Origin of the sequence: Streptomyces vilmorinianum, assembly GCF_005517195.1 — a bacterium.
Taxonomy (GTDB): Bacteria; Actinomycetota; Actinomycetes; order Streptomycetales; family Streptomycetaceae; genus Streptomyces; species Streptomyces vilmorinianum.
Window position 1 is genome coordinate 7574493 of the sequence record NZ_CP040244.1, and the last position, 23939, is coordinate 7598431.

Sequence of the window (23939 nt, forward strand, 5' to 3'; positions counted from 1 at the left end):
GGGTTTGTCGGAGCAGTCAGCACAGTCGGGTCGGTCGTCCGGAGCCGGGCAGCCGTCCGGGGGCGGGCAGCCGTCCGGAGCCGGGCAGCCGTCCGCGGGCGGGCAGCCGTCCGGAGCCGGGCAGCCGTCCGCGGGCGGGCAGCCTTACGCCGCAGGGCAGCCGTCCCCGGCGGAGTACCGGATCGAGGATCTGGCCCACCACAGCGGTGCCACGGTCCGGACGATCCGCGCCTACCAGGACCGCGGTCTGCTGCCCCGGCCGGAGCGCCGGGGCAGGTCCAATGTGTACGGGGACACGCATCTGGCCCGGCTGCGGCAGATCGCGGACCTGCTCGACCGCGGCTACACGCTGGCCTCCATCAAGGAACTGCTCGAGGCCTGGGACGCGGGGCGCGGGCTGGGTGGCGTCCTCGGTCTGGTCGCCGAGGTCGACGGTCCGTGGACGGACGAGAAGGCCGACCGGATCTCCCGCGAGGAGCTGGACGCCACGTTCGGCGGCACGCCGGACGAGGAGGCGGTCCGGGAGGCGATCGAGCTCGGCGTTCTGGAGCCCGTGCCCGGCCGGGCGGACGAGTTCCTGGTCCCGAGCCCCCAGGAGCTGGCCGTGGCGGCCGAGTTGTACGAGGCGGGCGTGCCGCTCTCGGCGATCTCCGGGCACCTGCGGGAACTTCGCGTCCAGGTCGAGCACATCGCCTCCCGTTTCCTGGAGTTCACGACCGAGCACGTCTTCGCGCGCTACCTGGAGCACCGGCCGCCGACGGACGCCGACGCGGCCGCCGCGGCGACGATGGTGCGGCGGCTGAGGCCACTGGCCCAGCAGACGGTGGACGCCGAACTCGCCCGTGCGATGCGCCTGTTCGCCACACGCCACCTGCAGCACCACCTGTCGGCCGAGCCGCCGCCGGTCCGGGACGACGAGCCGCGGCCGGTGACCCTGCCCTCCGGGACGATCCGCGCTGTCCAGCGGCTCGTTGGCGCGGAGAACGTGGCGGCGTTCATCGCGGCGGCCGCCGAACGCGAGGTGCAGACCCGCACATTGGATACCCTTGCCTCAAACCACCATGAAGGAGCGCAAGTCGGTCAAGTGCCCTGATATGACACGCCGCTTGTCCACAGAATCGTCAATTCCCCTGTGGATAAGTCACGTTCGCTGTGGATCAAACATCCGCGCTTCAATTCCGTGGTCGGCCGCTCCGGCCTCCGGCATCCTGGCGCCATGAACCGACCCATGGACGACAGACGCACCGTGAAGGTGTCGAAGTACCTGTCGAAGCATCTGCGCCACCAGCCCGAGCGGATCGGGCTGGTCCTCGACGCGAACGGCTGGACCGAGATCGACACGCTCCTGCGGGCGGCGGCCGAGCACGGTTTCCCGATCAGCCGCGCCGAGCTGGACCATGTCGTCGCCGTCAACGACAAGAAGCGTTTCGCGATCGAGGGGACGCGCATCCGCGCCAGCCAGGGACACACCGTCCAGGTGGACCTGGACCTTCCGGTGGCCGAACCGCCCGCGTACCTCTACCACGGTACGGTCGCGGCCAGCCTGGCCGCCATCCGGGCGGAGGGGCTGCGGCCCATGGCCCGCCACCACGTCCATCTCTCCCCCGACCGGGAGACGGCGACCCGGGTCGGCGCGCGGCGTGGCCGCCCCGTGGTCCTGAGCGTGGACGCCGGCGCGATGCACCGGGCCGGCCATGTCTTCCACCTCAGCGCCAACGGCGTCTGGCTGACCGACGCCGTCCCCCCGGAGTACCTCCGCTTCCCCGACGGCCGGGGATGATCGCCGGCGGACTCGCCGACCATACGGCTGCAGGGCGCCGTTAATCCGCACGGACGGTTTTGTTACAGCCCGCGTGCAGGATCAGGCGTGGTCGGCCAGCTCGCTCATCTCGTACTGGGCGAAGAGGCGCTCCCCCCGGTCGGGGTTCAGGTCCAGGGTCGCCAGCAGCGCGGGGACGGAGATGCTGGGCACCACATGCCTCAGCAGCACGGCGACCCGGCGCTCCAGGTCCTCGCGCTCGCAGAGGATCTGGGACATCGTCTGGATCCCGGCGAAGGCGCCGGCGAAGAGCTCGGCCGTGTCGACCACGTTCACGTGGGGCAACAGCTCGCCCTGAGCCTTGGCCGCCTCGAGGATCTCGGTCACCTGGGCCACCCAGGCGCGGAAGGGCATGGCGCGGTCGACGCCCGTGGCCCCTTGGTCGATGGCCAGGGCGACGCTGGCGCGGACCAGCGGTTCGCGGCGCAGCCGGTACGCGAGGACCATGCCCTGGTCCACCAGCTCCTGCAGCTTGGTCGCCTGCGGTGGCAGCGGCCCGAAGTCCAGCTGGGCGCTGAGCACACCGAGAGCCAGGTCCTCCTTCGAGGAGAAGTGGAAGTACAGCGCGCCCTTGGTGACCTCGGCCCGCTGGAGGACCTCACCGATGGTGGTCCCGTCGTAGCCGCGCTCGGCGAAGACGGTCGCGGCCGCCTCCAGAATCGCCTGTCGCGTCCTGATCGCACGTTCCTGCTGCGCCATGGGACGCCTCCTGTCCGCTGCGCCCTGTGGCCAGCACTTCTCTGAGAGTGTCGAAAAGAAAACCGGACTGTAGGTATTCTATCCGGGCAGTACACGCTCCGGCGCGCGATTCAGGGGGACCCATGGATGAGATGCAGTCGCTCGGAACCACAGTGCGCAGCGGAGGCCTCGGGACCGTACCCGACCCGCTGCCCCACTCGCACGACTCCGCCAGGGCATGGCGGGGAGACGTCACGTCCGATGCGGTCCACCGGACCGACCCGGCGGACATATTCCCCACCGGCTGGGCGCCCCTGACGGACACTCGCTACTCGGTCTCGGCCCACTGGCCGCTCACCCACCGCTTCTACGCCCCGGTCTCGGACAGCCATCAGGACCCGCTGCTGGTCGCCGAGACCATGCGGCAGACCGCGATGCTCCTGGCCCACCGGGAGTTCGGCGTACCGGTCGGCGACCAGTTCGTGATGTGGGACCTCTGGTACGACGCGTCCCCCACCGCCCTCGCCCTGGACGGGACGGACGCGGAGATCACCGTCGACGTCATCTGCTCCGACATCAAGCGGCGCGGCCGCGGCCTCAGCGGTATGTACGTCTCGATGGTCCTCACCCGCGCCGGACAGCTCCTGGCGACCGGGGGCGGCCGCATCAGCTGCACCTCGGCCCCCGCCTACCGCCGGCTGCGCGGCGACCGGATGGCCCTGGTCGGCGCGCCCGTACCGCTCCTGCCCGCGCTGCCGCCCCGGGCGGTCGGCCGGGTGAACGCCGACGACGTCGTCCTGGCCCCCACCGACCGCCCGAACGCCTGGCGGCTGCGGCTCAACACCGGGCATCCGACGCTCTTCAGCCGCCCGAACGACCACGTGCCCGGGATGCTCCTGGTGGAGGCGGCGCGCCAGGCCGCCACCGCCGTCGGCTCGCGCAGGACGTTCCTCCCCACCAGCCTGGAGATCTCCTTCAGCCGTTACGTCGAGCTCGACAGCCCGTGCTGGATCGAGGCCCAGGTGCTTCCCTCGCACGACCCCTCGCGGACGACCGTGCGCATCACCGGCGTCCAGGACGGCGAACCGGTCTTCGTGAGCACCCTCACCGCCCCCGCTCAGGCTCCCGACCGGGCCGAGGAGCTGGCGGGGACGGTGCCCCGCCCCCGCAGCGGCCTCGCGCGCTGACCGCCCCTGCCCGCCCGGCCGACCCGAGAGAGAACACCGCCCCATGGCACCACGCTCCACGGCACCACGCCCGACGGCACCACGTCCGACGGCACCACGCGTTCTGATTACCGGCCCCAGCGGCTTCATCGGGAGCCATGTGGTGGCCGCCGCCGCACGGTCCTCCGCACACGCGCGGTCCCGTCTGATGTCGCGTCGCACAGCGCCCGTCGAGTCAGGATCCCCCGACGTGGAGACCGTGTTCGGAGATCTCGCCGTACCGGATTCGCTGCGCGGGATCTGCGACGGAGTCGACGTCGTGATCCACTGCGCCTCGCACATCGGCGGGGACGAGCAGACCTCGACGGCCGTCAACGACCACGGCACCCGCGCCCTGGTCGAGGAAGCGGTCCGCGCCGGCGTCCGCCGCGTCGTCTACGTCAGCACCGCATCCGTCTACGGTAGGGGCCCGTTCCGGGAGGCGTTGCCGGGGCAGCCGCCGATCGCCCCCGTATCGGTCACCAGCCGCACCCGCGCCGCCGCCGAGCGGCACGTCCTCGACGCCGGAGGCACCGTACTGCGGCCGCACCTCGTCTACGGGACGGGTGACCGGTGGGTCGTCCCCGGCCTCGTCGGGCTGGTCCGCCGGCTCGCGGCCGAGCTGACGTGCACGAGCCTGCACTCGATGATCGACGTGGAGAGCCTGGCCCGCGCCACGCTCGCGGCGGCCCTGTCGCCGAAGGACCCGGCCGGCGTCCACCACGTCAACCACCCGACGCCGGTCTCCTCCACCGAGCTGCTGGCGACGGTGGCCGACTGTCTCGACCTGCCGCCGACCGACGCGAAGGCGGACGTGGCGACCGCACGCGCGCTGCTCGCCGGGTCGCCGCGCGCCCTGCACCACCTGGACATGCTCGCGCTGGACCACTGGTTCGCCGACGACGCGTTCTGGCGGGACGTCGGGTGCGATCCGGGCTCCGGGTTCGCCACGGAGTTCCCCCGCCACGCCTCGTGGTACCACCAAGTCGCCGACCTCGGCCTGAAAGCCTGAAAGGGCGCCCCATGGCTCCACTCACGGACAAGACCGCCCTCGTGACAGGGGCGAGCCGCGGTATCGGCAGAGGTATCGCCGAACGGCTGGGCCGGGACGGCGCCCTGGTGGCCGTCCACTACGGGACCCAGGAGACGGCCGCGAAGGAGACGGTCGCCGCGATCAGGGAGAGCGGCGGACGGGCCTTCCCGGTCCGGGCCGAGCTGGGCGTCGACGGCGATGTCGCCGCGCTCTACGCCGCGTTCGACGCGGGTCTTGAGGCGCAGGGGGCGCAGCCCGGCCTCGACATCCTCGTCAACAACGCCGCGGCCAGCGGGTCGGGGCCGATCGACGCGGTGGAACCCGCCGTCTTCGACCGGCTGGTCGCGATCAACGTCAAGGCACCGCTCTTCCTCGTCCAGGAGGGGCTGAAGCGGCTGCGGGACGGGGGGCGCGTCATCAACATCTCGTCGGCCGTGACGCGGCACGCCTTCCCCGAATCCGTCGCGTACGCCATGACCAAGGGCGCGCTCGACACGATGACGCTCGCTCTCGCCAAGGGGCTGGGGAGCCGGGGCATCACCGTGAACTCCGTCGCCCCCGGTTTCGTGGCGACGGACATGAACGCCCGCCGCAGGGCGACCCCCGAGGCGCGGGCGGCCCTGGCGGCCCACTCGGTCTTCAACCGGATCGGGGAGCCCTCGGACATCGCGGACGTGGTGGCCTTCCTGGCCTCCGACGACGCGCGCTGGATCACGGGGCAGTACCTCGACGTCTCCGGCGGGACGGGCCTCTGAGGCGGCCCGGCCCACCGGTACCGGTGGGTGGGGACCGGGGTTCAGGCGAGGGCGTTCGAGCGTGTGTCCGTGAGCGGCGACACGCGGGTCTGTCCGGGGAGGAGCCGCAGCTCCTCGATCACGGATTCCCGGCCGGCCGGATCCAGCCGGCCGAGCACCTCGGGGACGGCCAGCCAGGGCAGGAGGACCTGCCAGAAGCCGGTGAGCGTACAGCGGGACAGCCATTCGCGGTTGTTCCTGCTCAGCGCCTCGAACCCGATCGTCGCGGCCACGATCGTGCGGGTCATCGCCTGCTGGTCGACGCCCTCGGCCAGTACGTCCTCGTCGTCGGCCGCGGCCAGCAGCTGCCGCACGCAGCCCTGCCACTCCTGACGGAGATTCAGGTCGGTGGGCCTGCTGCGGTCGCAGCTCAGCTGAAAGCCGGCCCGCACCACGATGTCCCGGCGGAGCAGATGCGCCACGGCGTGCGAGATGTCGGTGAGCGTCTGCAGCGGGCCGGCGTCGTTCCGGTGCGCCATGCGGGCCGCCCGCCGCAGGGTCCGGCTCGCCGCGGCCTCGACGGACTCGGCCACGGCCGCCTTGTTCACGAAGTGGAAGTGCAGGGCGCCCTGACTCACCCCGGCGCCGGAACTGATCATGGCCAGCTTGGCCTGGGCGTAGCCGTGCCGGTCGAACTCCTCGGCGGCTGAGCGGATCAGCGCCTGGCGAGTGCGAGTGGCCCGTTCCTGTTTGGTCACCGGTGGCTCCAGTAGCAGATTTCGTCTCCACAGCCCGGCGCTCCACTGCGCGCTCCGCCGCAGCCACCATAATAAACCGACTGCGCGGTCTCGTACGGGAGAATCAGTCGACCGTTTGGGCACTTTCTCCTGGGACCACCCCTGACTCAGGTCAGGTTTCCACCCGCTCCACGACCTGACACGGGCCTGGCACGGCCCGCCACGACCTGAACCTCAACGATTGGTCGGCTTTTGACAAACCGGCACACCGGTTTGTGGCTTCAGGCCGCGCGGTCTACCGCGCCCCGTTCAGCTGGGCCGGTGCCTCGGTGGCGATCCGCTCGAACACCTTCTGGTCGGCGGCGAAGTCCGAGTCCGGGATCGGCCAGTGGATCACCAGCTCGGTGAAGCCGAGCTCCTGGTGGCGGCCGGCGAAGTCGACGAAGGCGTCCAGGGATTCCAGGGGACGGCTCCGGTCGGGGGTGAAGCCGGTGAGCAGGATCCTGTCCAGCTCGGTCACGTCCCGGCCGGTCTCCGCGCACGCCTTGCCGAGCTTCTCGGCCTGGCCGCGCAGGGCCTCCACCGACTGCTCCGGGGTGCCCTCCTCGTACAGCTTCGGGTCCCCCGTCGTCACCCACGCCTGCCCGTACCGCGCGGCGAGCCTCAGGCCGCGCGGCCCGGTCGCGGCGACCGCGAACGGCAGCCGGGGGCGCTGGACGCAGCCGGGGATGTTCCGGGCCTCGTCGGCGGAGTAGTGCGTGCCCTGCCGGGTGACCGCGTCCTCGGTGAGCAGCTGGTCGAGCAGCGGCAGGAACTCGCCGAAGCGGTCGGCCCGCTCCTTCGGCGTCCACGGCTCCTGACCGAGCGCGGTGGCGTCGAAGCCGTTGCCGCCTGCCCCGATGCCGAGCGTGATCCGGCCGCCCGAGATGTCGTCCAGGGAGATCAGCTCCTTGGCGAGCGTCACCGGGTGACGGAAGTTCGGCGAGGTGACGAGCGTGCCCAGGCGCAGACGCTCCGTCGCCGTCGCGGCGGCCGTGAGCGTGGGCAGGGCGCCGAACCAGGGGCCGTCCCGGAAGGTCCGCCAGGACAGGTGGTCGTAGGTGTACGCGGCGTGGAAGCCCAGCTCCTCGGCCCGCTGCCAGCGGTCACGGCCGCCCTCGTGCCAGCGGTGGACGGGAAGGATCACGGTGCTCAGGCGCAAGGTCATACCCACGAGCCTACGACCGCCCCGCCGCGCCCCCTCCCGCAGCGGCTCCGCTCCGGAGAAAGGTGACTCAGATGTGCGGCCCCCCGCACGCCCGTGCACGGAGTACGGAAGAATGGATCGGTGACCTCACCCTCTCCCCGCCGCGCCGCCCCGGCCCCCGCCCCGCGATTGATCGCCACCGACCTCGACGGCACGCTGCTGCGCGACGACAAGTCCGTCTCGGAGCGTACGGTCGCGGCGCTCGCCGCCGCCGAGCGGGCCGGCGTCGAGGTCTTCTTCGTCACCGGGCGTCCGGCCCGCTGGATGGACGTCGTCAGCGACCACGTCCACGGTCACGGCCTCGCGATCTGCGCCAACGGCGCGGCCGTCGTGGACCTGCACGCGGGCGGAACGTTTCTGGAGGTACGTCCGCTGGAGCGGGAGATCGCGCTCGACGTCGTGACGGCGCTGCGCGCGGCCGCCCCCGGCGTCTCCTTCGCGGTCGAGTTCACCACCGGCATCCACTACGAGCCGCAGTACCCGCCCTTCTTCCTCGACCCGGGCGCGACCGTCGCCACCGCCGAGAAGCTGCTCTTCGAAGAGGCGCCCGGCGCCGCCGCCCCGCTGCTCAAGCTGCTCGCCCAGCACCCGGACCTCGACCCCGACGCCTTCCTGGCCACGGCCCGCGCGGCCGCCGGCGACCTGGCCTCGTTCACACGGTCCAGCCCCACCGCCCTCCTCGAGATCAGCGGCCTCGGGGTCTCCAAGGCGTCCACCCTGGCCCTGTGCTGCGCCGAGCGCGGCATCTCCGCCGAGGAGGTCGTCGCCTTCGGGGACATGCCCAACGACATCGAGATGCTGACCTGGGCCGGCCGCTCGTACGCGATGGGCAACGCACACGCGGACGTCATCGCCGCCGCCTCGGGCCGTACGGTCGCCAACAACGAGGACGGCGTGGCCGTCGTCATCGAGCGGATCCTCGCGGGCACGCTCGACGACTGACTCCTCGCGGCCCCCCTCGACGACTGCCCCAGGGGCCCCCGGGTCTACAGCGGCGCCTGCCACACCACCGTCGTACCGCCGCCGTCCTCCCCGATGCCCGGACCGCACCAGCTCGACCCGCCCAGCGACTCCGCGCGCCGCGCCAGGTTGCGCAGCCCGCTGCGCCGGCCGCCCTCCGGGATGCCCACGCCGTCGTCCGCGACCGAGAGCCGGACCCCGGCGGCGCCGTCCGGGAGCTCGGCCCCCGCGTCGACGACGATCTCGATCCGGGTGGCCCGCGCGTGCCGGAAGGCGTTGGACAGGGCCTCCCGCAGGGCCGCGACGAGGTTCTTGCCGGTGAGTTCGCCCACGGTCGAGTCGATCGCGCCGAGGAAGCGGTGCGCGGGCTTGAAGCCGAGCGGCACCGCCGCCATGTTGATCTCCCGCAGCACCCGGGTGCGCAGTCCGGACGGCGCCTCGGCGGGGCCCTGCTGGAGGGCGAAGATGGCGGTACGGATCTCCTGGATGGTCACGTCCAGTTCGTCCACAGCCTTGCCGACCCCCTCGCGCACCGCGGGCACGAGCGACTTGCGCTGGGCGCTCTCCAGCATCATCCCGGTAGCGAACAGCCGCTGGATGACGAGGTCGTGCAGGTCACGGGCGATCCGGTCGCGGTCCTCGTAGACGGCCAGACGCTCCCGGTCGCGCTGCGCGTCGGCCATCATCAGCGCGAGGGCCGCCTGGGAGGCGAACTGGGTGGCCAGGGTCCGCTCGGCCTCGGTGAACGGCCGGCCGCCACGCACGCGTGGCACGGCGAGCGCGCCGAGCACCTTCCCGCCGCTGTGCAGCGGCAGCAGCATGCAGGGCCCGTACTGCGCCGCGAGACGGCTGATCATGCGCGGATCGGTGGAGGCGTCGTCCACGAACACCGCCTCGCCCGCGAGCAGCCGCTGCACCACGGCGCTCTCGGGCGGGATCACCATGCCCAGCGACGTGGCCGGCCTGCCGGAAGAGACGGCGACGATCTCCAGGCCGCCCTCCGAGGCGGGCAGCAGCACGATCCCGGCGGCCGCGTCGGCGAGCCTGCGGGCCTGTTCGGCGACCACCGCGAGGGCGTCGTCCGCGTCACCGCCGGAGAGCAGGGCGGTGGTGACCGCCACCGAGCCGTCGATCCAGCGCTCCCGCTGACGAGCGGCCTCGTAGAGGCGGGCGTTGCCGATGGCGATCCCGGCCTCGGTGGCGAGGACCCGGACCATGTGGACGTCGTAGTCGTTGAACTCCTCGCCGTCCTTCTTCTCGGCGAGATAGAGGTTGCCGAAGATCTCCCCCTGGACCCGGATGGGGACGCCGACGAAGGTCCGCATCGGCGGGTGCCCCGGCGGGAATCCGGCGGCGCGCGGGTCGGTGGACAGATCCGCGAGCCGGATCGTCTGCGGTTCGCGGATCAGGGCGCCCAGCAGCCCGGCATGACCGTCGGGGCGCCGCCCGATCCGGCGCGCGACCGCGTCGTCGACGCCGAAGGTGACGAAGTCGGAGAGCCCCTTGCCCTCCTCGTCGACGACGCCGATCGCGGCGTAGCGGGCGCCGGCGAGCTCGGCCGCGGTCTCGCAGATGCGGTCGAGGGTGGAGTGCAGCTCGAGCCCGGTGCCGACCGAGCGCATGGCCTCCAGGAGCTGCGGCACGCGCGCGGTGAGCTCCGTGGACAGGCCCTGGAGGCTGCGGGTGGCCTGGGTCGCGGTCTCCAGGGGGTCCGGGACATCGGGCACGGCGGCGGTCATGAGCTTGAGCCTAGTAAGTCCTATTTGGCGAGAAAAGTCGGCTGACCCGTCGTCGGCACGTCATCGCCCCGCCGTCCGCCCCGGACGCGCGAGCAGGAGATCGCTCTCCCGCTCCTGTTCCAGCATCCGGCGCAGGGGGCCCTCGGTCCGCGCCAGCTCCTCGTACGGTCCGCGCTGCACGGTCCGGCCCTCGTCCAGGACCACCACCTCGTCGACGGCGTCGAGGCCGCGCAGCCGGTGGGTGATCAGGACGGTGGTGCGGCCCTCGGTGGCCCGCAGCAGGTCGTCGGTGAGCGCGTCGGCCGTGGCCAGGTCCAGGTGCTCGGCCGGCTCGTCCAGGACGAGGACGGGGAAGTCCGCGAGGAGGGCCCGGGCGAGCGCGAGGCGTTGGCGCTGTCCGCCGGAGAGCTGCGAGCCGTGTTCGCCGACCAGCGTGTCGAGGCCGTCCGGCAGCCCGTCCACCCAGTCCAGGAGCCGGGCCCGGCCGAGCGCGGCCCGCAGCTCCTCGTCGCTCGCGCCGGTCCGCGCCAGCCGCAGGTTCTCGCGGATGGTGCTGTCGAACGTGTGCGCGTCCTGGGCACAGAGCCCGACGAAGCGGCGGACGTCGTCGCCGTCGAGCTCCGCCGCCGGCACCCCGCCGAGCGTGTACGAACCGGCGCCGGCGTCGAGGAAGCGCAGCAACACCTGGGCGAGCGTGGTCTTTCCCGAGCCGGAGGCGCCGACGACGGCGACCCGGCGCCCGGCCTCCAGGGTCAGCGCGAAGCCGCTCAACGCCTCCCGCCCCTGCCCCGCGTGGCGGGCGGAGAGACCCGCGACCTCCAGCGGGAAGGGGCTCGCGGGCGGTACGGCGGGATGCGCGGGCTCGTGTACGGGAACGGGGGCGTCGAGCACCTCGTACACCCGCTCGGCGCTGCGCCTGACGCGCTGGCGGTACTGGACGGCGAGCGGAAGGCCGGTGACGGCCTCGAAGGCGGCGAGCGGGGTGAGGACGACGACGGCGAGCGTCACGCCGTCGAGGCGTCCGTCGCGGACGGCCTGGACGCCGACGAGCGCGGCGGCGGCGACCGTCAGGCCGCAGGCCAGCGCCGAGAGCCCGGCCCCGAGCGCGGTGGCGGCGGCCTGCCGGGAGGAGATGGACGTGAGCGTACGGTCGGCTGCCCCGGCCCGCCCGATACGGTCCTTCAGCGCGCCGGCCACCGTGAGTTCGGCGCAGCCGCGCAGCAGGTCGACGACCGTGACCGCGAGGGCGCCGCGGGCCGGTGCGAGCTGCCGCTCGGCCCGTCGGGCGAGGGCCCCGCTCAGCAGCGGCACGGCCACCCCCGCGGCCAGCAGACCCGCGGCGAGTACGGCCCCGGCCTCGGGCAGCAGCCAGGCGGTGAACCCGACGGAGCCGGCCCCCACCAGGAACGCGGCACCGGCGGGCAGCAGCCAGCGCAGCCAGTAGTCCTGGAGCGCGTCGACGTCCTGGACGAGCCGGGACAGCAGATCGCCGCGGCGGGTGCGGCGCAGCCCGGCGGGGGCGATGCGCTCCAGGCGCCGGTAGACGGCGACCCGCAGTTCGGCGAGCATCCGCAGCACGGCGTCGTGAGACACGATCCGCTCGGCGTACCGGAAGACGGCCCGCCCGATCCCGAACGCCCGCGTGGCGGTGACCGCCACCATCAGATACAGCACGGGGGGCTGCTCGGACGCGCGCGAGATGAGCCACCCGGACACCGCCATGAGCCCGACGGCCGAGCCCAGCGCCAGACTCCCGAGCAACAGGGCGAGCCCCATCCGCCCCTTGAGCTCCCCGGCCATGGCACGCACACGCCGGAAGACGGCGGGCCCGGCGGGCCCGGCCATGCCGTGGGGCGCGACCGTCCCACCGGGCGCAGCGCCACGCCCGCCCGCCGGAGGCGTGGCGGGCGCCGAGGCGGGCAGCGGCCTCCTCGGCCGGCCGCCCCCGTCCGACGACGCCCCGAACGGCTCGCCCTGGACGCCCAGGGGTGCGCCCAGGGCGGGCCTGTCAGCGGCCGTCGCCACGGCGGCGCCGTCCACGCGCAGCAGGACGCTCCCACCCGGGGCGACCCGCGCCCCGGAGGGCTCGACGGTCCCGGAGGGGCCCAGTGTCACCACGTGGTCCGCGACCGCGAGCAGCGCAGGACGGTGCACGACCAACAGCACCGTGCGGCCGGCCGCGAGGCGGCGGACCGCGTCGACCACGGCCGCCTCCGTCTCGCCGTCCAGCGCGGCCGTGGGCTCGTCCAGGAGCAGCAGGGGCCGGTCGGCCAGGAACGCGCGGGCCAGGGCGAGGCGTTGGCGCTGGCCCGCGGAGAGGCCGGCCCCGTCCTCACCCAGCAGCGTCCCGATGCCCTCCGGCAGCCCCGCGACGAACGCGTCCGCACCCGCGTCCCGCAGAGCCTGCCGTACCGCCTCGTCGGAGGCGTCCGGGCGGGCGAGGCGGACGTTCTCGGCGACGGTGCCCGCGAACAGATACGGACGCTGCGGCACCCAGGCGATCCGCGACCGCCACTCCTCCACGTCCAGCGCGCCGAGTTCCACGCCCCCGACACGGACGTGGCCGCCCGCCTCCGGAGCCGTGAACCCCAGCACCACATCGAGCAGCGTCGACTTGCCGACCCCGCTCGGCCCCACCAGGGCCACCGTCTCGCCCGGCTCCACGACCAGCGAGGCCGCGTCCAAGGAGGCTTCGGCGCGCCCCGCATGACGGACGGTCACGTTCTCCAGCTCGATGCGCGGCGACGCCGGCACGGCGCCCGTACCGCCCGCACGCGCCGGCGCCTCCAGGACCTCGAAGATCTCCTCCGCGGCGGCCAGCCCTTCCGCCGCCGCGTGGTACTGCGCCCCGACCTGCCGGATCGGCAGATAGGCCTCGGGCGCCAGAATCAGAATGACCAGACCCGTGTACAGGTCGAGGTCGCCGTGGACGAGCCGCATCCCGATGCCGACCGCGACCAGGGCCACCGACAGCGTCGACAGCAGCTCCAGGGCGAAGGAGGACAGAAACGCGATGCGCAGCGTCTTCATCGTCGCCCGCCGGTACTCCGCCGTGATCGCGCGGATCGACTCGGCCTGGGCCTTGGCCCGTCCGAACACCTTGAGCGTCGGCAACCCCGCCACCACGTCGAGGAAGTGCCCGGAGAGCCGGGACAGCAGCTTCCACTGACGGTCCATCCGGGCCTGGGTGTACCAGCCGATGAGGATCATGAAGACGGGGATGAGCGGCAGCGTCACGACGATGACCGCCGCCGAGACCCAGTCCTCGGTGAGGATTCTCGCCAGGACGGCGACCGGCACGACCACCGCGAGCCCGAGCTGCGGCAGATAGCGCGAGAAGTAGTCGTCGAGCGCGTCCACTCCGCGCGTCGCCAGAGCGACCAGCGAGCCGGCCCGCTGCCCGCTGAGCCACCCCGGGCCCAGGGCGGCGGCCTGCTCCAGGAGCCGCCCCCGCAGTTCGGACTTGACCGCCGCGCTCGCCCGGTGGGCGGCCAGCTCGGTCAGCCAGGAGACCAGACCCCGCCCCGCCGCCACCGCCGCGAGCAGCAGCAACGGCGTGGTCAGGCCGGAAACCGAGAGGCCCTTCTGGAAGGCCCCCACCACCACCTCGGCGACGAGCATCGCCTGGGCGACGACCAGCGCCGCCCCGGCCAGGCCGAGAACCACCACTGCCGCCAGGAAGAGACGGGTGGCCCGGGCGTACCGGAGCAGACGCGGATCGATCGGTTTCACGTGAAACATCCCCCACTAGTGAGCAGCGTCAGCCGCGATGTGCTGCGTGCCGATCCGCTTGCGGAACACCCAGTAGGTCCAGCCCTGGTAGAGCAGCACCAACGGAGTCGCGATCGCCGCACACCACGTCATGATCTTCAGCGTGTACGGGCTCGACGACGCGTTCGTCACCGTAAGGCTCCACGCGGGGTCGAGCGAGGACGGCATGACGTTCGGGAAGAGCGTCAGGAAGAGCATCGCCACCGCCGCGGCGATCGTGATGCCCGACAGCGCGAACGACCAGCCCTCGCGCCCCACCTTGATCGCCCCGATCGCACCGACCAGCGCGACCACGGCGACGAGCATCGCTGCCAGGCTCCAGGCGTCGCCCTTGTCGGCCTGGGTCCAGAGCAGGAAGCCGAGCGCGAGCACGGCCGTGACCAGACCCAGCTTCAGGGCGAGCGCCTGCGACCGGGCCCGGATGTCCCCGACCGTCTTGAGCGCGGCGAAGACCGCCCCGTGGAAGGTGAAGAGCGCCAGAGTGACCAGGCCGCCGAGGATCGCGTACGGGTTGAGCAGGTCGCCGAAGGTGCCGACGTACTCCATCTCCGCGTCGATCTTCACGCCGCGCACGATGTTGCCGAAGGCCACGCCCCACAGCACCGCGGGGATCAGGGAGGTCCAGAAGATGGCCTGCTCCCAGTTGCGCTGCCAGTTCTCCTCGGGCCGCTTCGCCCGGTACTCGAAGGCGACACCGCGGACGATCAGACAGATCAGGATGATCAGCAGCGGCAGGTAGAAGCCGGAGAAGAGCGTCGCGTACCACTCGGGGAACGCCGCGAAGGTCGCGCCGCCGGCGGTCAGCAGCCACACCTCGTTGCCGTCCCAGACGGGACCGATGGTGTTGATCAGGACCCGCTTCTCGGTGCGGTCACGCGCCAGCAGCTTGGTCAGGACACCGACCCCGAAGTCGAATCCCTCGAGGAAGAAGTAGCCGATCCAGAGGACGGCGATGAGTACGAACCAGACGTTGTGGAGTTCCATGCCTCGATCTCCTGAGCCTCAGTACGAGAAGGCCATGGGGCGGTCGGCGTCACGGTCGTCCCCGCCGATCTTGGTGGGCGGGTTGAGGTCGGCCTCGGTGAGCTCGGGCGGTCCGGCCTTGATGTACTTCACCAGGAGCTTGACCTCGATCACGGCGAGAGCGGCGTAGACGAGCGTGAAGGTGATCATCGAGGCGAGGACCTCGCCCTGCGAGACGCCGGGGGAGACCGCGTCCCTGGTGCGCAGCACGCCGTAGACGACCCAGGGCTGGCGGCCCATCTCGGTGAAGATCCAGCCCCAGGAGTTGGCGATCAGCGGGAAGGCCATGGTCCAGAGGGCGATGATCCAGTACCAGGTGGTCAGCCGGGGGTTGAGCGCCTTGCTCTTGAACAGGACCAGGTTCGGCACCTCGTCCTCACCGGTCCGCATCCCCGGCGACAGCAAGAACTTCTTGCGGGTCAGCCAGAGGCCGACGACGCCGATGGCCAGCGAGGCCATGCCGAAGCCGATCATCCAGCGGAAGCCCCAGTAGGCGACGGGGATGTTGGGCCGGTAGTCGCCGGGCCCGAACTGCTCCTGCTCGGCCTTGTTGACGTCGTTGATGCCGGGGACGTACGAGCTGAAGTCGTCGTTCGCCAGGAAGGACAGCAGTCCCGGAATCTCTATGGCGACCTTGTTGTGGCCCTTTTCGACGTCTCCGTAGGCGAAGATCGAGAAGGGCGCGGGCGCCTCGCCGTCCCAGAGCGCCTCGGCGGCGGCCATCTTCATCGGCTGCTGCTTGAACATGACCTTGCCGAGCAGGTCGCCGCTGATGGCCGTGCCGAGGCCGGCGATGATCAGCGTGATCAGGCCGAGCCGCAGCGAGGTCCGCATCACCGGGACATGCTTCTTGCGCGCCAGGTGGAAGGCGGAGATACCCACCATGAACGCGCCGCCGACCAGGAAGGCGGCCGTCATGGTGTGGAAGAACTGGGTGAGCGCGGTGTTCTGGGTCAGCACCAGCCAGAAGTCGGTGAGCTCGGCCCTGCCCCGCTCAGCGTTGATCTTGTAGCCGACCGGGTGCTGCATCCAGGAGTTGGCCGCCAGGATGAAGTACGCGGAGAGGATGGTGCCGATCGACACCATCCAGATGCAGGCCAGGTGGATCTTCTTGGGGAGCTTGTCCCAGCCGAAGATCCACAGCCCGATGAAGGTGGACTCGAAGAAGAACGCGATCAGCGCCTCGAAGGCGAGCGGCGCGCCGAAGATGTCACCGACGAAGCGCGAGTAGTCGGACCAGTTCATGCCGAACTGGAACTCCTGCACGATGCCGGTGACCACACCCATCGCGATGTTGATCAGGAAGAGCTTGCCCCAGAACTTCGTCGCCTTGAGGTACTTCTCCTTCTCCGTACGCACCCAGGCGGTCTGGAGACCGGCGGTGAGAGCGGCGAGGGAGATCGTCAGGGGGACGAAGAGGAAGTGGTAGACGGTGGTGATGCCGAACTGCCATCGCGCCAGAGTCTCAGGCGCCAGAGCTAGGTCCACGTCTCATCTCCTTACATTTCGCCATGGTCACCTCGGCAGTGTGACCCCTCGAACCCACCCGTTTCGGGAGGAACAAGGACACGCTTGTGAACGCGTTCACATTCACAAGCATTATTGCTCATACGAAATCCGTACGTAAGACCGGGGGGTCCCCCCAGAGGTCCCTCATCGCGCAGGCCGAAGGTCCCCCCTTCCCGAGACCTTCAACATATTGTTGAATTCGGGGTATGACTCTTCGGATCCGTATCTCCTGGCCGGCCGGTCACACCACGGCCACCCTCGACGAAACCCCCACGAGCAAGGCGCTCGTGGGGGCTCTGCCGATCTCCTCCACCGCCCGGACCTGGGGCGAGGAGGTCTACTTCGACACACCCGTCTCCACCGCGGTCGAAGCCGACGCGCGGCAGGTGGTGGAACCGGGCACGGTCGCCTTCTGGACCGAGGGCGACGCGCTGGCCCTCCCCTACGGCCCCACCCCGATCTCCCGGGGCTCCGAATGCCGGCTCGCGAGCCCGTGCAATCTCCTGGGCTCGCTGGACGGCGACCCCCGCGTTCTGGCCACCGTCCGGGACGGCGACCCCGTCCGCGTCGAGCACGTCGAGGACTGACCCGCCCCCCGCGCACTCCACCACGCCGGTCAGGCGTCCTTGCGGAAGCCCTCCGCCGCCTTCAGGAACAGGTCGTTCGCCTCGCACTCACCGATCGTGATGCGCACGCCCTCACCCGCGAACGGCCGCACCACCACACCGTGCCGCTCGCACTCCGCCGCGAAGTCGAGCGTCCGCTCACCGAGCCGCAGCCAGACGAAGTTCGCCTGGGTGTCCGGCACGGTCCAGCCCTGGGCCACGAGCCCCGCGCGGACCCGCTCGCGCTCGGCCACCAACGAGCCGACCCGCCCCATCAGTTCATCCTCGGCCTGCAGGGAGGCCACCGCCGCGTCCTGCGCCAGCTGCGTCACACCGAACGGCACCGCCGTCTTGCGCAGCGCCGCCGCCACCGGCTCATGGGCGACCGCGAAGCCGACCCGCAGCCCGGCCAGTCCGTACGCCTTGGAGAAGGTCCGCAGCACGGCGACGTTCGGCCGGTTGCGGTACAGCTCGATGCCGTCCGGGATGTCGGTGTCGCGGACGAACTCGCGGTACGCCTCGTCGATCACCACCAGGACGTCGGAGGGCACCCGGTCGAGGAAGCGCTCCAGCTCCGCCCTGCGCACCGCGGTGCCCGTGGGGTTGTTCGGGTTGCAGACGAAGATCAGCCGGGTCCGGTCGGTGATCGCCTCGGCCATCGCGTCGAGGTCGTGCACCTCGCCCTCGGTCAGCGGCACCCGCACCGAGGTCGCCCCGCTGATCTGCGTGATGATCGGGTACGCCTCGAAGGACCGCCAGGCGTAGATGACCTCGTCGCCCGGGCCCGCGGTCGACTGGATCAGCGACTGCGCGATGCCGACCGAGCCCGTGCCGGTGGCCAGGTGCGTGACGGGCACGTCGAAGCGGTCGGCGAGCTCCTGCATCAGGCCGGTGCAGGCCATGTCCGGGTACCGGTTGAAGTTCGCGGCCGCGGCCAGCGCGCTCTCCATCACGCCCGGCAGCGGCGGATACGGGTTCTCGTTGGAGGACAGCTTGAAGGCGACCGGGCCGCCCGCGGCGGCCGGCTTGCCCGGCTTGTAGGTGGGGATGCCGTCCAGCACGGCGCGCAGCTTCGGGCTGCCCGCGCTCGTCCCGCCGGTCTCGCTCACTGAGCTCACTGTGGTCCTCCTCGACCGTCCGTACCGCCAATACTCCTCACCTTATGAGGATTCGCCCCCGCTGCGAATGGGCTGTGGACAACAGGTGGGTCAAGCTGTGGAAACGTGAGGGAGCGCGGACGCGGGTGGTGCGCGCCGGTGGCGAGCGCCGTGGCGCGCATCCCCCGTAGAGGTGAGTTGAGACCTCTTCGAGACATCGCCCCCTGGGCAGGCTCATCCACGTCGACAACCAGAGATCCCACGCCGGACGCCTTAACTCCCTTGACTTCTCAGACAATTTCCCATTGTCGATCATGCAGAAACGTGCCTGTCAACGAGTGAATATGCGACCGGCCCAACCACCCGCCCTCGCCCTACTATCGGCTCGCCATGACAGCAGCAGGGAAGCACCAGGTGAGCCGGGCACAGACCCGGGGAAGTCGGCAGGGACGAGCGGGCATCCGGGACGTGGCCGCCGCCGCCGGAGTCTCCATCACGACTGTCTCCGACGCGCTCAACGGCAAGGGCCGGCTCCCGGACGCCACCCGCCGCCACGTCCGCGAGGTCGCAGACCGGCTGGGCTACCGCCCATCCGCGGCGGCCCGCACGCTCCGTACCGGCAAGTCGGGCCTCATCGGCCTGACCGTGACGACCTACGGGGATGAACCTTTCACCTTCACCGAATTCGCGTACTTCGCGGAGATGGCCAGAGCCGCCACCTCGGCCGCGCTCGCCCGCGGCTATGCCCTGGTCATCCTCCCCGCCACCTCCCGACATGACGTCTGGTCGAACGTCGCCCTCGACGGCACCGTCGTCATCGACCCCTCCGATCACGACCCGGTCGTCACCGAGCTCGTCCGCCAGGGCCTCCCCGTCGTCTCCGACGGGCGCCCGGCCGGCACCCTCCCGGTGACCGCCTGGGTCGACAACGACCACGAAGCCGCCGTACTCGACCTGCTCGACCACCTCGCCGACGCCGGCGCCCGCCGCATCGGCCTGCTCACCGGCACCACCACCGACACCTACACCCGCCTGTCCACCACCGCGTACCTCAACTGGTGCGAGCGGGTCGGACAGGACCCCGTCTACGAGGCCTACCCGGCGCACGACCCGTGCGCGGGCGCCGTCGCGGCCGACCGGCTGCTCGCCCGCCCCGACCGCCCCGACGCCGTCTACGGACTCTTCGACCCCAACGGGACCGATCTGCTGGCGGCCGCCCGCCGCTACGGGCTGCGCGTACCGGACGACCTGCTGCTGGTCTGCTGCAGCGAGTCGACCGTCTACGCCAACACCGAACCACCCATCACGACCCTCTCGCTCAAGCCCCGCCGGATCGGCACCGCCGTCGTCCAGCTCCTCATCGACGCCATCGAGGGGATCGACACCGACGGACCGGTCGAACAGGTGATACCGACCGAGCTCATCGTCCGGACGTCCTCCCAGAGGCGTTCGCCCCGCACGACGGTCAGCCCGCCCCGGTCACCCTCGAAGGACTAGCGAAGGACCGACGAAGGGCCGACGAAGGGCCGACGGAGGACCAGCCACACGCGCCGAAGACAGGTCCGGGCCGGGCTCAAACCCGGCTCGACCCGGTGACGACCCTGGCCTGGACCTTCTCAATTCGGGCGAAACAACCGGTGAACCCGGAGTGGACCCGGATTCACCACCCCTGGTGCGTCACACAGGCGGACCCTCATTCCTATGATGGGCGCACGACACCGCGGACCACCCCGACCAGGCCGGTCCGCGATGTGCAGGGCATCGCGACGGTGGTGGAGGGGTCGATGACTCAGGGGGCCGGGCAGGAACCCGTGGTGCGCACGGCGACATTGCGGGACTTCCGCGTACCGCCGTACGCCCGGGTACCCGTGCAGGGTCACGCCCTCGGCCACCCCGGCAACGCCTTGCCGGACGAGGACCTCCCCGAGGGCTACACCCCCACCGAGCGCGACCTCCCGGTCATCAACCGGGGGGACACGGTCCAGGTCCGGGTCGACCCCGACCCGGCCCCCGCGCCCGCCCCGGCCGGCGAGGGCCCCGGACCGCTCTACGTGGTCGGCGACGTCCACGGCTACCTCGACGAGCTCATCGCCGCCCTGCGCGAGCAGGGCCTCATCGACGAGAACGGCGCCTGGGCCGCGGGCAACGCCCGCCTGTGGTTCCTCGGCGACTTCACCGACCGCGGTCCCGACGGCATCGGCGTCATCGACCTCGTCATGCGGCTGTCCGCGGAGGCCGCGGCCGCCGGCGGCTACTGCAAGGCCCTGATGGGCAATCACGAACTGCTGCTCATCGGCGCGAAGCGCTTCGGGGACACCCCCGTCAACTCCGGCGCCGGTACGGCCACCTTCCAGGCCGCCTGGCTGCTCAACGGCGGCCAGAAGCACGACATGGACCGCCTCCAGGACGTCCATCTGCAGTGGATGTCCCGGCTCGACGCCATGGTGGAGGCGGACGGGCACCTCCTGATGCACTCCGACACCACCGCCTACCTCGACTACGGCGGCACCATCGAGGACGTCAACGACACGGTCCACGAGGTCCTCAACCGGAACGACGCCGACGAGGTCTGGGACCTGTTCCGGAAGTTCACCAAGCGCTTCGCCTTCCGCGACGACGGGGGACCCCAGGCCGTCCAGGAGCTGCTCGGCACCTACGGCGGCCGCCGGATCGTGCACGGTCACAGCCCCATCCCGTACCTCCTGGGCCAGGTCGGCACCGAGGACGGCGAGGGCGGATCGGGCCCGGTCGTCGACGGTCCGCATGTGTACGCGGACGGTCTGGCGATCGCCATGGACGGCGGCGTGACCATGGCCGGAAAGCTTCTGGTCGTCCAACTCCCCTTGCCCGTCTGACGCATAACCCTCCGCATCCGGGGCAGTCGATTTCGGGAAACCCCCTGTCACCCTGTGCCGTAACCGCAATACCATCGGATCATCCGTAGCAGGCTCTCCTCCGTTTCCGCCCAACCGGCCGTCCTCCACGGCCGATCCGGCCCTACGGAGCATCGGGGGATGCACATGAACGTGGCTCCGCACCTGCTGACCGAGGACCGTGCCGAGTACGAGCGCATCCTCGACGACGCACTGCGCAACGCGCACGACCGTCCGGATCTCGCCGAGATCGGGACACGGCTCACGGCCGAACAGCTGCGCACGATGGCGCTGAACGCGACGGCGCTGATCACCACTGCGGCGGCGACCGAGTACGACCACTTCGTGAAAGTCCGCGAAGAAGGCCGCTCACCGAGCGGTACGAGTGTCATGAGCGCCGTCCTGGCGGCGGAGGGCGACGGGGCGAGCGGCGGCCCTGGCGCGGGCATCGTCGCCGTCGTCACGGTCCTCGCCCCGGTGCTCGCCGGCACGGCCGCGGTGATCTTCCTGCTGGTCGGCGCCGTTCTCAAGGCCCTCGCACCCACCCTGGCGTTCGCCGGGACCCTGCTGACGGCGGGCTGGTTCTTCGGTGCCGTCGCCGCCGCCGGACTGTTCTGCGCGGCCGTCGGACTGCTCGTCACGGCGCTGCGCAACCGCTCCACGGAGGTGGCCGCGGGCGATCCATCCGGCGGTGAGGTCGACGACGAACTCTCCCGCGCCCGCGAAGCCTGGCGCCGCGCCCTGCTGGAACGGGGCATCCTGCCGTTCCTGCGGGACGCACTGGCCGCCCCGGCCTCGCCCCTGCCACCGCAGCGCACGGACCGCACCGACCGCACCGACCGCATACCGAAGATCGGCTACAGCGGCCCGGACTTCTCCAGCCCGAACGACGGCGCCTCGGGCACCCGCCCGACCTTCACCAGCCCCGACTTCACCAGTCCGGACTTCGGTCCCCCGGAGCACCAGCCGGAGTGATCCGGCTCCCGGGGGCGGGCCCGTGCCGCACGGCCCCCCGCGACCGTGCGGTCCGTCCCCGCCCCGTACGGACGGACGCCTGCCCGGCTACTCCGCCAGCGGCAGGTACACCCGGTTGCCCGCGGCCGCGAACTCGGCGGACTTCTCCGCCATTCCGGCCTCGATCTCGTCCGACTTGAGATCGCCGCCGTGCTCACGCCGGATGTCCTGCGAGATCTTCATCGAGCAGAACTTCGGCCCGCACATCGAGCAGAAGTGCGCGGTCTTCGCCGGCTCCGCCGGCAGCGTCTCGTCGTGGAACTCACGGGCCGTGTCCGGGTCGAGCGCCAGGTTGAACTGGTCCTCCCAGCGGAACTCGAAGCGCGCGTCCGACAGCGCGTCGTCCCACTCCTGCGCGCCCGGGTGCCCCTTGGCCAGGTCGGCCGCGTGCGCCGCGATCTTGTACGTGATGACACCGGTCTTCACGTCGTCGCGGTTGGGCAGGCCCAGGTGCTCCTTGGGCGTGACGTAGCAGAGCATCGCCGTGCCCCACCAGGCGATCATCGCGGCGCCGATGCCCGAGGTGATGTGGTCGTACGCCGGTGCGACGTCCGTGGTCAGCGGGCCGAGCGTGTAGAACGGCGCCTCCTCGCAGATCTCCTGCTGGAGGTCGATGTTCTCCTTGATCTTGTGCATCGGGACGTGGCCCGGGCCCTCGATCATCGTCTGCACGTTGTGGCGCTTGGCGATCGTGTTCAGCTCGCCGAGCGTGCGCAGCTCCGCGAACTGCGCCTCGTCGTTGGCGTCGGCGATCGAGCCGGGCCGCAGACCGTCGCCCAGCGAGTACGTGACGTCGTACGCCGCCAGGATCTCGCAGAGCTCCTCGAAGTTCGTGTAGAGGAAGTTCTCCTTGTGGTGCGCCAGGCACCAGGCAGCCATGATCGAGCCGCCGCGCGAGACGATGCCGGTCTTGCGGCGGGCGGTGAGCGGCACGTACGGCAGCAGCACGCCGGCGTGGACCGTCATGTAGTCGACGCCCTGCTCGGCCTGCTCGATGACCGTGTCCTTGTAGATCTCCCAGGTCAGCTCCTCGGCCTTGCCGTCGACCTTCTCCAGGGCCTGGTAGAGCGGCACGGTGCCGATCGGCACGGGGGAGTTGCGCAGCACCCACTCGCGGGTGGTGTGGATGTTGCGGCCGGTGGACAGGTCCATGACCGTGTCGGCGCCCCACTTGGTCGCCCAGGTCATCTTCTCCACCTCCTCCTCGATCGAGGAGGTGACCGCGGAGTTGCCGATGTTGGCGTTGACCTTCACCAGGAACCGCTTGCCGATGATCATCGGCTCGATCTCGGGGTGGTTGACGTTCGCCGGAAGCACGGCGCGACCTGCGGCGATCTCCTCCCGTACGACCTCGGGGGAGACGTTCTCGCGGATCGCGACGTACTCCATCTCCGGGGTGATCTCGCCACGGCGGGCGTACGCGAGCTGCGTCACGGCCTGGCCGCCGCGGCCCCGGCGGGGCTGGCGCGGACGGCCCGGGAAGACGGCGTCGAGGTTCTTCAGCCCCCCGCGCGGCGAGGTGTGCTTGATGCCGTCGTCCTCGGGGCGGACCGGGCGGCCCGCGTACTCCTCGGTGTCGCCCCGGCCGATGATCCAGTTCTCGCGCAGCGGCGGGAGACCGCGCCGTACGTCGGTGTCGATGGTGGGGTCGGTGTACGGACCGGACGTGTCGTACAGGGTCACGTCCTTGCCGTTGGTGAGGTGCACCTGGCGAACCGGCACCCTGAGGTCGGGGCGCGAGCCCTCGACGTACCCCTTGTGCCAGCCCGGCTTCCGCTCGTCCTGGCCGACGGCAGGCGTGCGTGCATCCTGAATGGTCATGAGACCGATCTCCCTACGCCGGCATTACCCGGTAACAGGTTCGGCGGTCGGCGCAGCGAATCGTCAGCGCCCTCT

General features: G+C 71.3%; 19 protein-coding genes. 10 read left to right on the forward strand and 9 right to left on the reverse strand.

The features are described from left to right. Positions 1–181: 181 nt before the first annotated feature. Both FDM97_RS35275 and FDM97_RS35280 read left to right on the forward strand, forming a co-directional pair. Positions 182–1093: a MerR family transcriptional regulator gene (locus FDM97_RS35275; protein ID WP_137995216.1), complete on the forward strand. Its 912-nt coding sequence runs from the start codon at positions 182–184 to the stop codon at positions 1091–1093. Between the two features lie 135 nt (positions 1094–1228). After that, positions 1229–1780, forward strand: a complete 552-nt coding sequence (locus FDM97_RS35280; protein ID WP_137994511.1) for an RNA 2'-phosphotransferase — start codon at positions 1229–1231, stop codon at positions 1778–1780. Between the two features lie 81 nt (positions 1781–1861). On the opposite strand, the gene FDM97_RS35285 is transcribed toward FDM97_RS35280, so the two are convergent. After that, positions 1862–2518, reverse strand: a complete 657-nt coding sequence (locus FDM97_RS35285) for a ScbR family autoregulator-binding transcription factor (protein ID WP_137994512.1) — start codon at positions 2516–2518, stop codon at positions 1862–1864. A 122-nt stretch (positions 2519–2640) separates the two neighbouring features. Here FDM97_RS35285 and FDM97_RS35290 point away from each other — a divergent pair, with 122 nt between their 5' ends. From FDM97_RS35290 to FDM97_RS35300, 3 genes are read left to right on the forward strand one after another with little or no spacing between them, the layout of a single operon-like run. Further along, on the forward strand, positions 2641–3684 hold the full coding sequence (locus FDM97_RS35290; RefSeq protein WP_254705873.1) for a ScbA/BarX family gamma-butyrolactone biosynthesis protein: 1044 nt from the start codon (positions 2641–2643) through the stop codon (positions 3682–3684). A gap of 43 nt (positions 3685–3727) precedes the next feature. Beyond that, complete coding sequence (locus FDM97_RS35295; RefSeq protein ID WP_137994513.1) at positions 3728–4714, forward strand: NAD-dependent epimerase/dehydratase family protein; 987 nt, start codon at positions 3728–3730, stop codon at positions 4712–4714. 11 nt (positions 4715–4725) lie between these two features. Continuing rightward, complete coding sequence (locus tag FDM97_RS35300) at positions 4726–5490, forward strand: SDR family oxidoreductase (RefSeq protein WP_137994514.1); 765 nt, start codon at positions 4726–4728, stop codon at positions 5488–5490. 41 nt (positions 5491–5531) lie between these two features. On the opposite strand, the gene FDM97_RS35305 is transcribed toward FDM97_RS35300, so the two are convergent. Continuing rightward, entirely contained in the window at positions 5532–6227 is a 696-nt protein-coding gene (locus FDM97_RS35305) for a ScbR family autoregulator-binding transcription factor (RefSeq protein ID WP_137994515.1), read from the reverse strand. A gap of 274 nt (positions 6228–6501) precedes the next feature. Then, complete coding sequence (locus tag FDM97_RS35310; protein ID WP_137994516.1) at positions 6502–7413, reverse strand: LLM class flavin-dependent oxidoreductase; 912 nt, start codon at positions 7411–7413, stop codon at positions 6502–6504. A gap of 120 nt (positions 7414–7533) precedes the next feature. Here FDM97_RS35310 and FDM97_RS35315 point away from each other — a divergent pair, with 120 nt between their 5' ends. Beyond that, on the forward strand, positions 7534–8394 hold the full coding sequence (locus FDM97_RS35315; protein ID WP_137994517.1) for an HAD family hydrolase: 861 nt from the start codon (positions 7534–7536) through the stop codon (positions 8392–8394). Positions 8395–8438: 44 nt separating this feature from the next. Here FDM97_RS35315 and FDM97_RS35320 read toward each other — a convergent pair whose 3' ends face one another. From FDM97_RS35320 to FDM97_RS35335, 4 genes are read right to left on the reverse strand one after another with little or no spacing between them, the layout of a single operon-like run. Continuing rightward, a complete protein-coding gene (locus FDM97_RS35320) occupies positions 8439–10151 on the reverse strand; it encodes a sensor histidine kinase (RefSeq protein ID WP_137994518.1) in 1713 nt (570 codons plus the stop codon). A 60-nt stretch (positions 10152–10211) separates the two neighbouring features. After that, entirely contained in the window at positions 10212–13883 is a 3672-nt protein-coding gene (gene cydD / locus FDM97_RS35325) for a thiol reductant ABC exporter subunit CydD (RefSeq protein WP_137994519.1), read from the reverse strand. Between the two features lie 15 nt (positions 13884–13898). Beyond that, complete coding sequence (gene cydB, locus FDM97_RS35330) at positions 13899–14906, reverse strand: cytochrome d ubiquinol oxidase subunit II (protein ID WP_137994520.1); 1008 nt, start codon at positions 14904–14906, stop codon at positions 13899–13901. Positions 14907–14924: 18 nt separating this feature from the next. Next, positions 14925–16433: a cytochrome ubiquinol oxidase subunit I gene (locus FDM97_RS35335; RefSeq protein WP_137994521.1), complete on the reverse strand. Its 1509-nt coding sequence runs from the start codon at positions 16431–16433 to the stop codon at positions 14925–14927. A 227-nt stretch (positions 16434–16660) separates the two neighbouring features. Between FDM97_RS35335 and FDM97_RS35340 the strand changes: the two genes are divergently transcribed. Further along, the gene (locus FDM97_RS35340; protein WP_137994522.1) at positions 16661–17041 is read left to right on the forward strand and encodes a cyclophilin-like fold protein; all 381 of its coding nucleotides are present in this window, start codon (positions 16661–16663) and stop codon (positions 17039–17041) included. A 29-nt stretch (positions 17042–17070) separates the two neighbouring features. Here FDM97_RS35340 and hisC read toward each other — a convergent pair whose 3' ends face one another. Continuing rightward, positions 17071–18168, reverse strand: a complete 1098-nt coding sequence (gene hisC / locus FDM97_RS35345; RefSeq protein WP_137995218.1) for a histidinol-phosphate transaminase — start codon at positions 18166–18168, stop codon at positions 17071–17073. Between the two features lie 378 nt (positions 18169–18546). Here hisC and FDM97_RS35350 point away from each other — a divergent pair, with 378 nt between their 5' ends. From FDM97_RS35350 to FDM97_RS35360, 3 genes are all read left to right on the forward strand, one after another. Further along, complete coding sequence (locus FDM97_RS35350; protein ID WP_137994523.1) at positions 18547–19653, forward strand: LacI family DNA-binding transcriptional regulator; 1107 nt, start codon at positions 18547–18549, stop codon at positions 19651–19653. A 272-nt stretch (positions 19654–19925) separates the two neighbouring features. Continuing rightward, positions 19926–21011: a metallophosphoesterase gene (locus FDM97_RS35355; RefSeq protein ID WP_254706006.1), complete on the forward strand. Its 1086-nt coding sequence runs from the start codon at positions 19926–19928 to the stop codon at positions 21009–21011. Between the two features lie 159 nt (positions 21012–21170). After that, a complete protein-coding gene (locus FDM97_RS35360; RefSeq protein ID WP_137994525.1) occupies positions 21171–22004 on the forward strand; it encodes a hypothetical protein in 834 nt (277 codons plus the stop codon). A gap of 87 nt (positions 22005–22091) precedes the next feature. Here FDM97_RS35360 and thiC read toward each other — a convergent pair whose 3' ends face one another. Further along, entirely contained in the window at positions 22092–23864 is a 1773-nt protein-coding gene (gene thiC, locus FDM97_RS35365) for a phosphomethylpyrimidine synthase ThiC (RefSeq protein WP_137994526.1), read from the reverse strand. Positions 23865–23939: the final 75 nt, after the last annotated feature.

What these genes read in the sequence shown, in the direction of transcription:
- cydB (WP_137994520.1), bottom strand. Translation starts at nt 14,906, where the DNA reads ATGGAACTCCACAACGTCTGGTTCGTACTCATCGCCGTCCTCTGGATC.
- thiC (WP_137994526.1), bottom strand. Translation starts at nt 23,864, where the DNA reads ATGACCATTCAGGATGCACGCACGCCTGCCGTCGGCCAGGACGAGCGG.
- FDM97_RS35360 (WP_137994525.1), top strand. Translation starts at nt 21,171, where the DNA reads ATGCACATGAACGTGGCTCCGCACCTGCTGACCGAGGACCGTGCCGAG.
- FDM97_RS35300 (WP_137994514.1), top strand. Translation starts at nt 4,726, where the DNA reads ATGGCTCCACTCACGGACAAGACCGCCCTCGTGACAGGGGCGAGCCGC.
- FDM97_RS35290 (WP_254705873.1), top strand. Translation starts at nt 2,641, where the DNA reads ATGGATGAGATGCAGTCGCTCGGAACCACAGTGCGCAGCGGAGGCCTC.
- FDM97_RS35320 (WP_137994518.1), bottom strand. Translation starts at nt 10,151, where the DNA reads ATGACCGCCGCCGTGCCCGATGTCCCGGACCCCCTGGAGACCGCGACC.
- FDM97_RS35295 (WP_137994513.1), top strand. Translation starts at nt 3,728, where the DNA reads ATGGCACCACGCTCCACGGCACCACGCCCGACGGCACCACGTCCGACG.
- FDM97_RS35340 (WP_137994522.1), top strand. Translation starts at nt 16,661, where the DNA reads ATGACTCTTCGGATCCGTATCTCCTGGCCGGCCGGTCACACCACGGCC.
- FDM97_RS35280 (WP_137994511.1), top strand. Translation starts at nt 1,229, where the DNA reads ATGGACGACAGACGCACCGTGAAGGTGTCGAAGTACCTGTCGAAGCAT.
- FDM97_RS35310 (WP_137994516.1), bottom strand. Translation starts at nt 7,413, where the DNA reads ATGACCTTGCGCCTGAGCACCGTGATCCTTCCCGTCCACCGCTGGCAC.
- FDM97_RS35350 (WP_137994523.1), top strand. Translation starts at nt 18,547, where the DNA reads ATGACAGCAGCAGGGAAGCACCAGGTGAGCCGGGCACAGACCCGGGGA.
- FDM97_RS35285 (WP_137994512.1), bottom strand. Translation starts at nt 2,518, where the DNA reads ATGGCGCAGCAGGAACGTGCGATCAGGACGCGACAGGCGATTCTGGAG.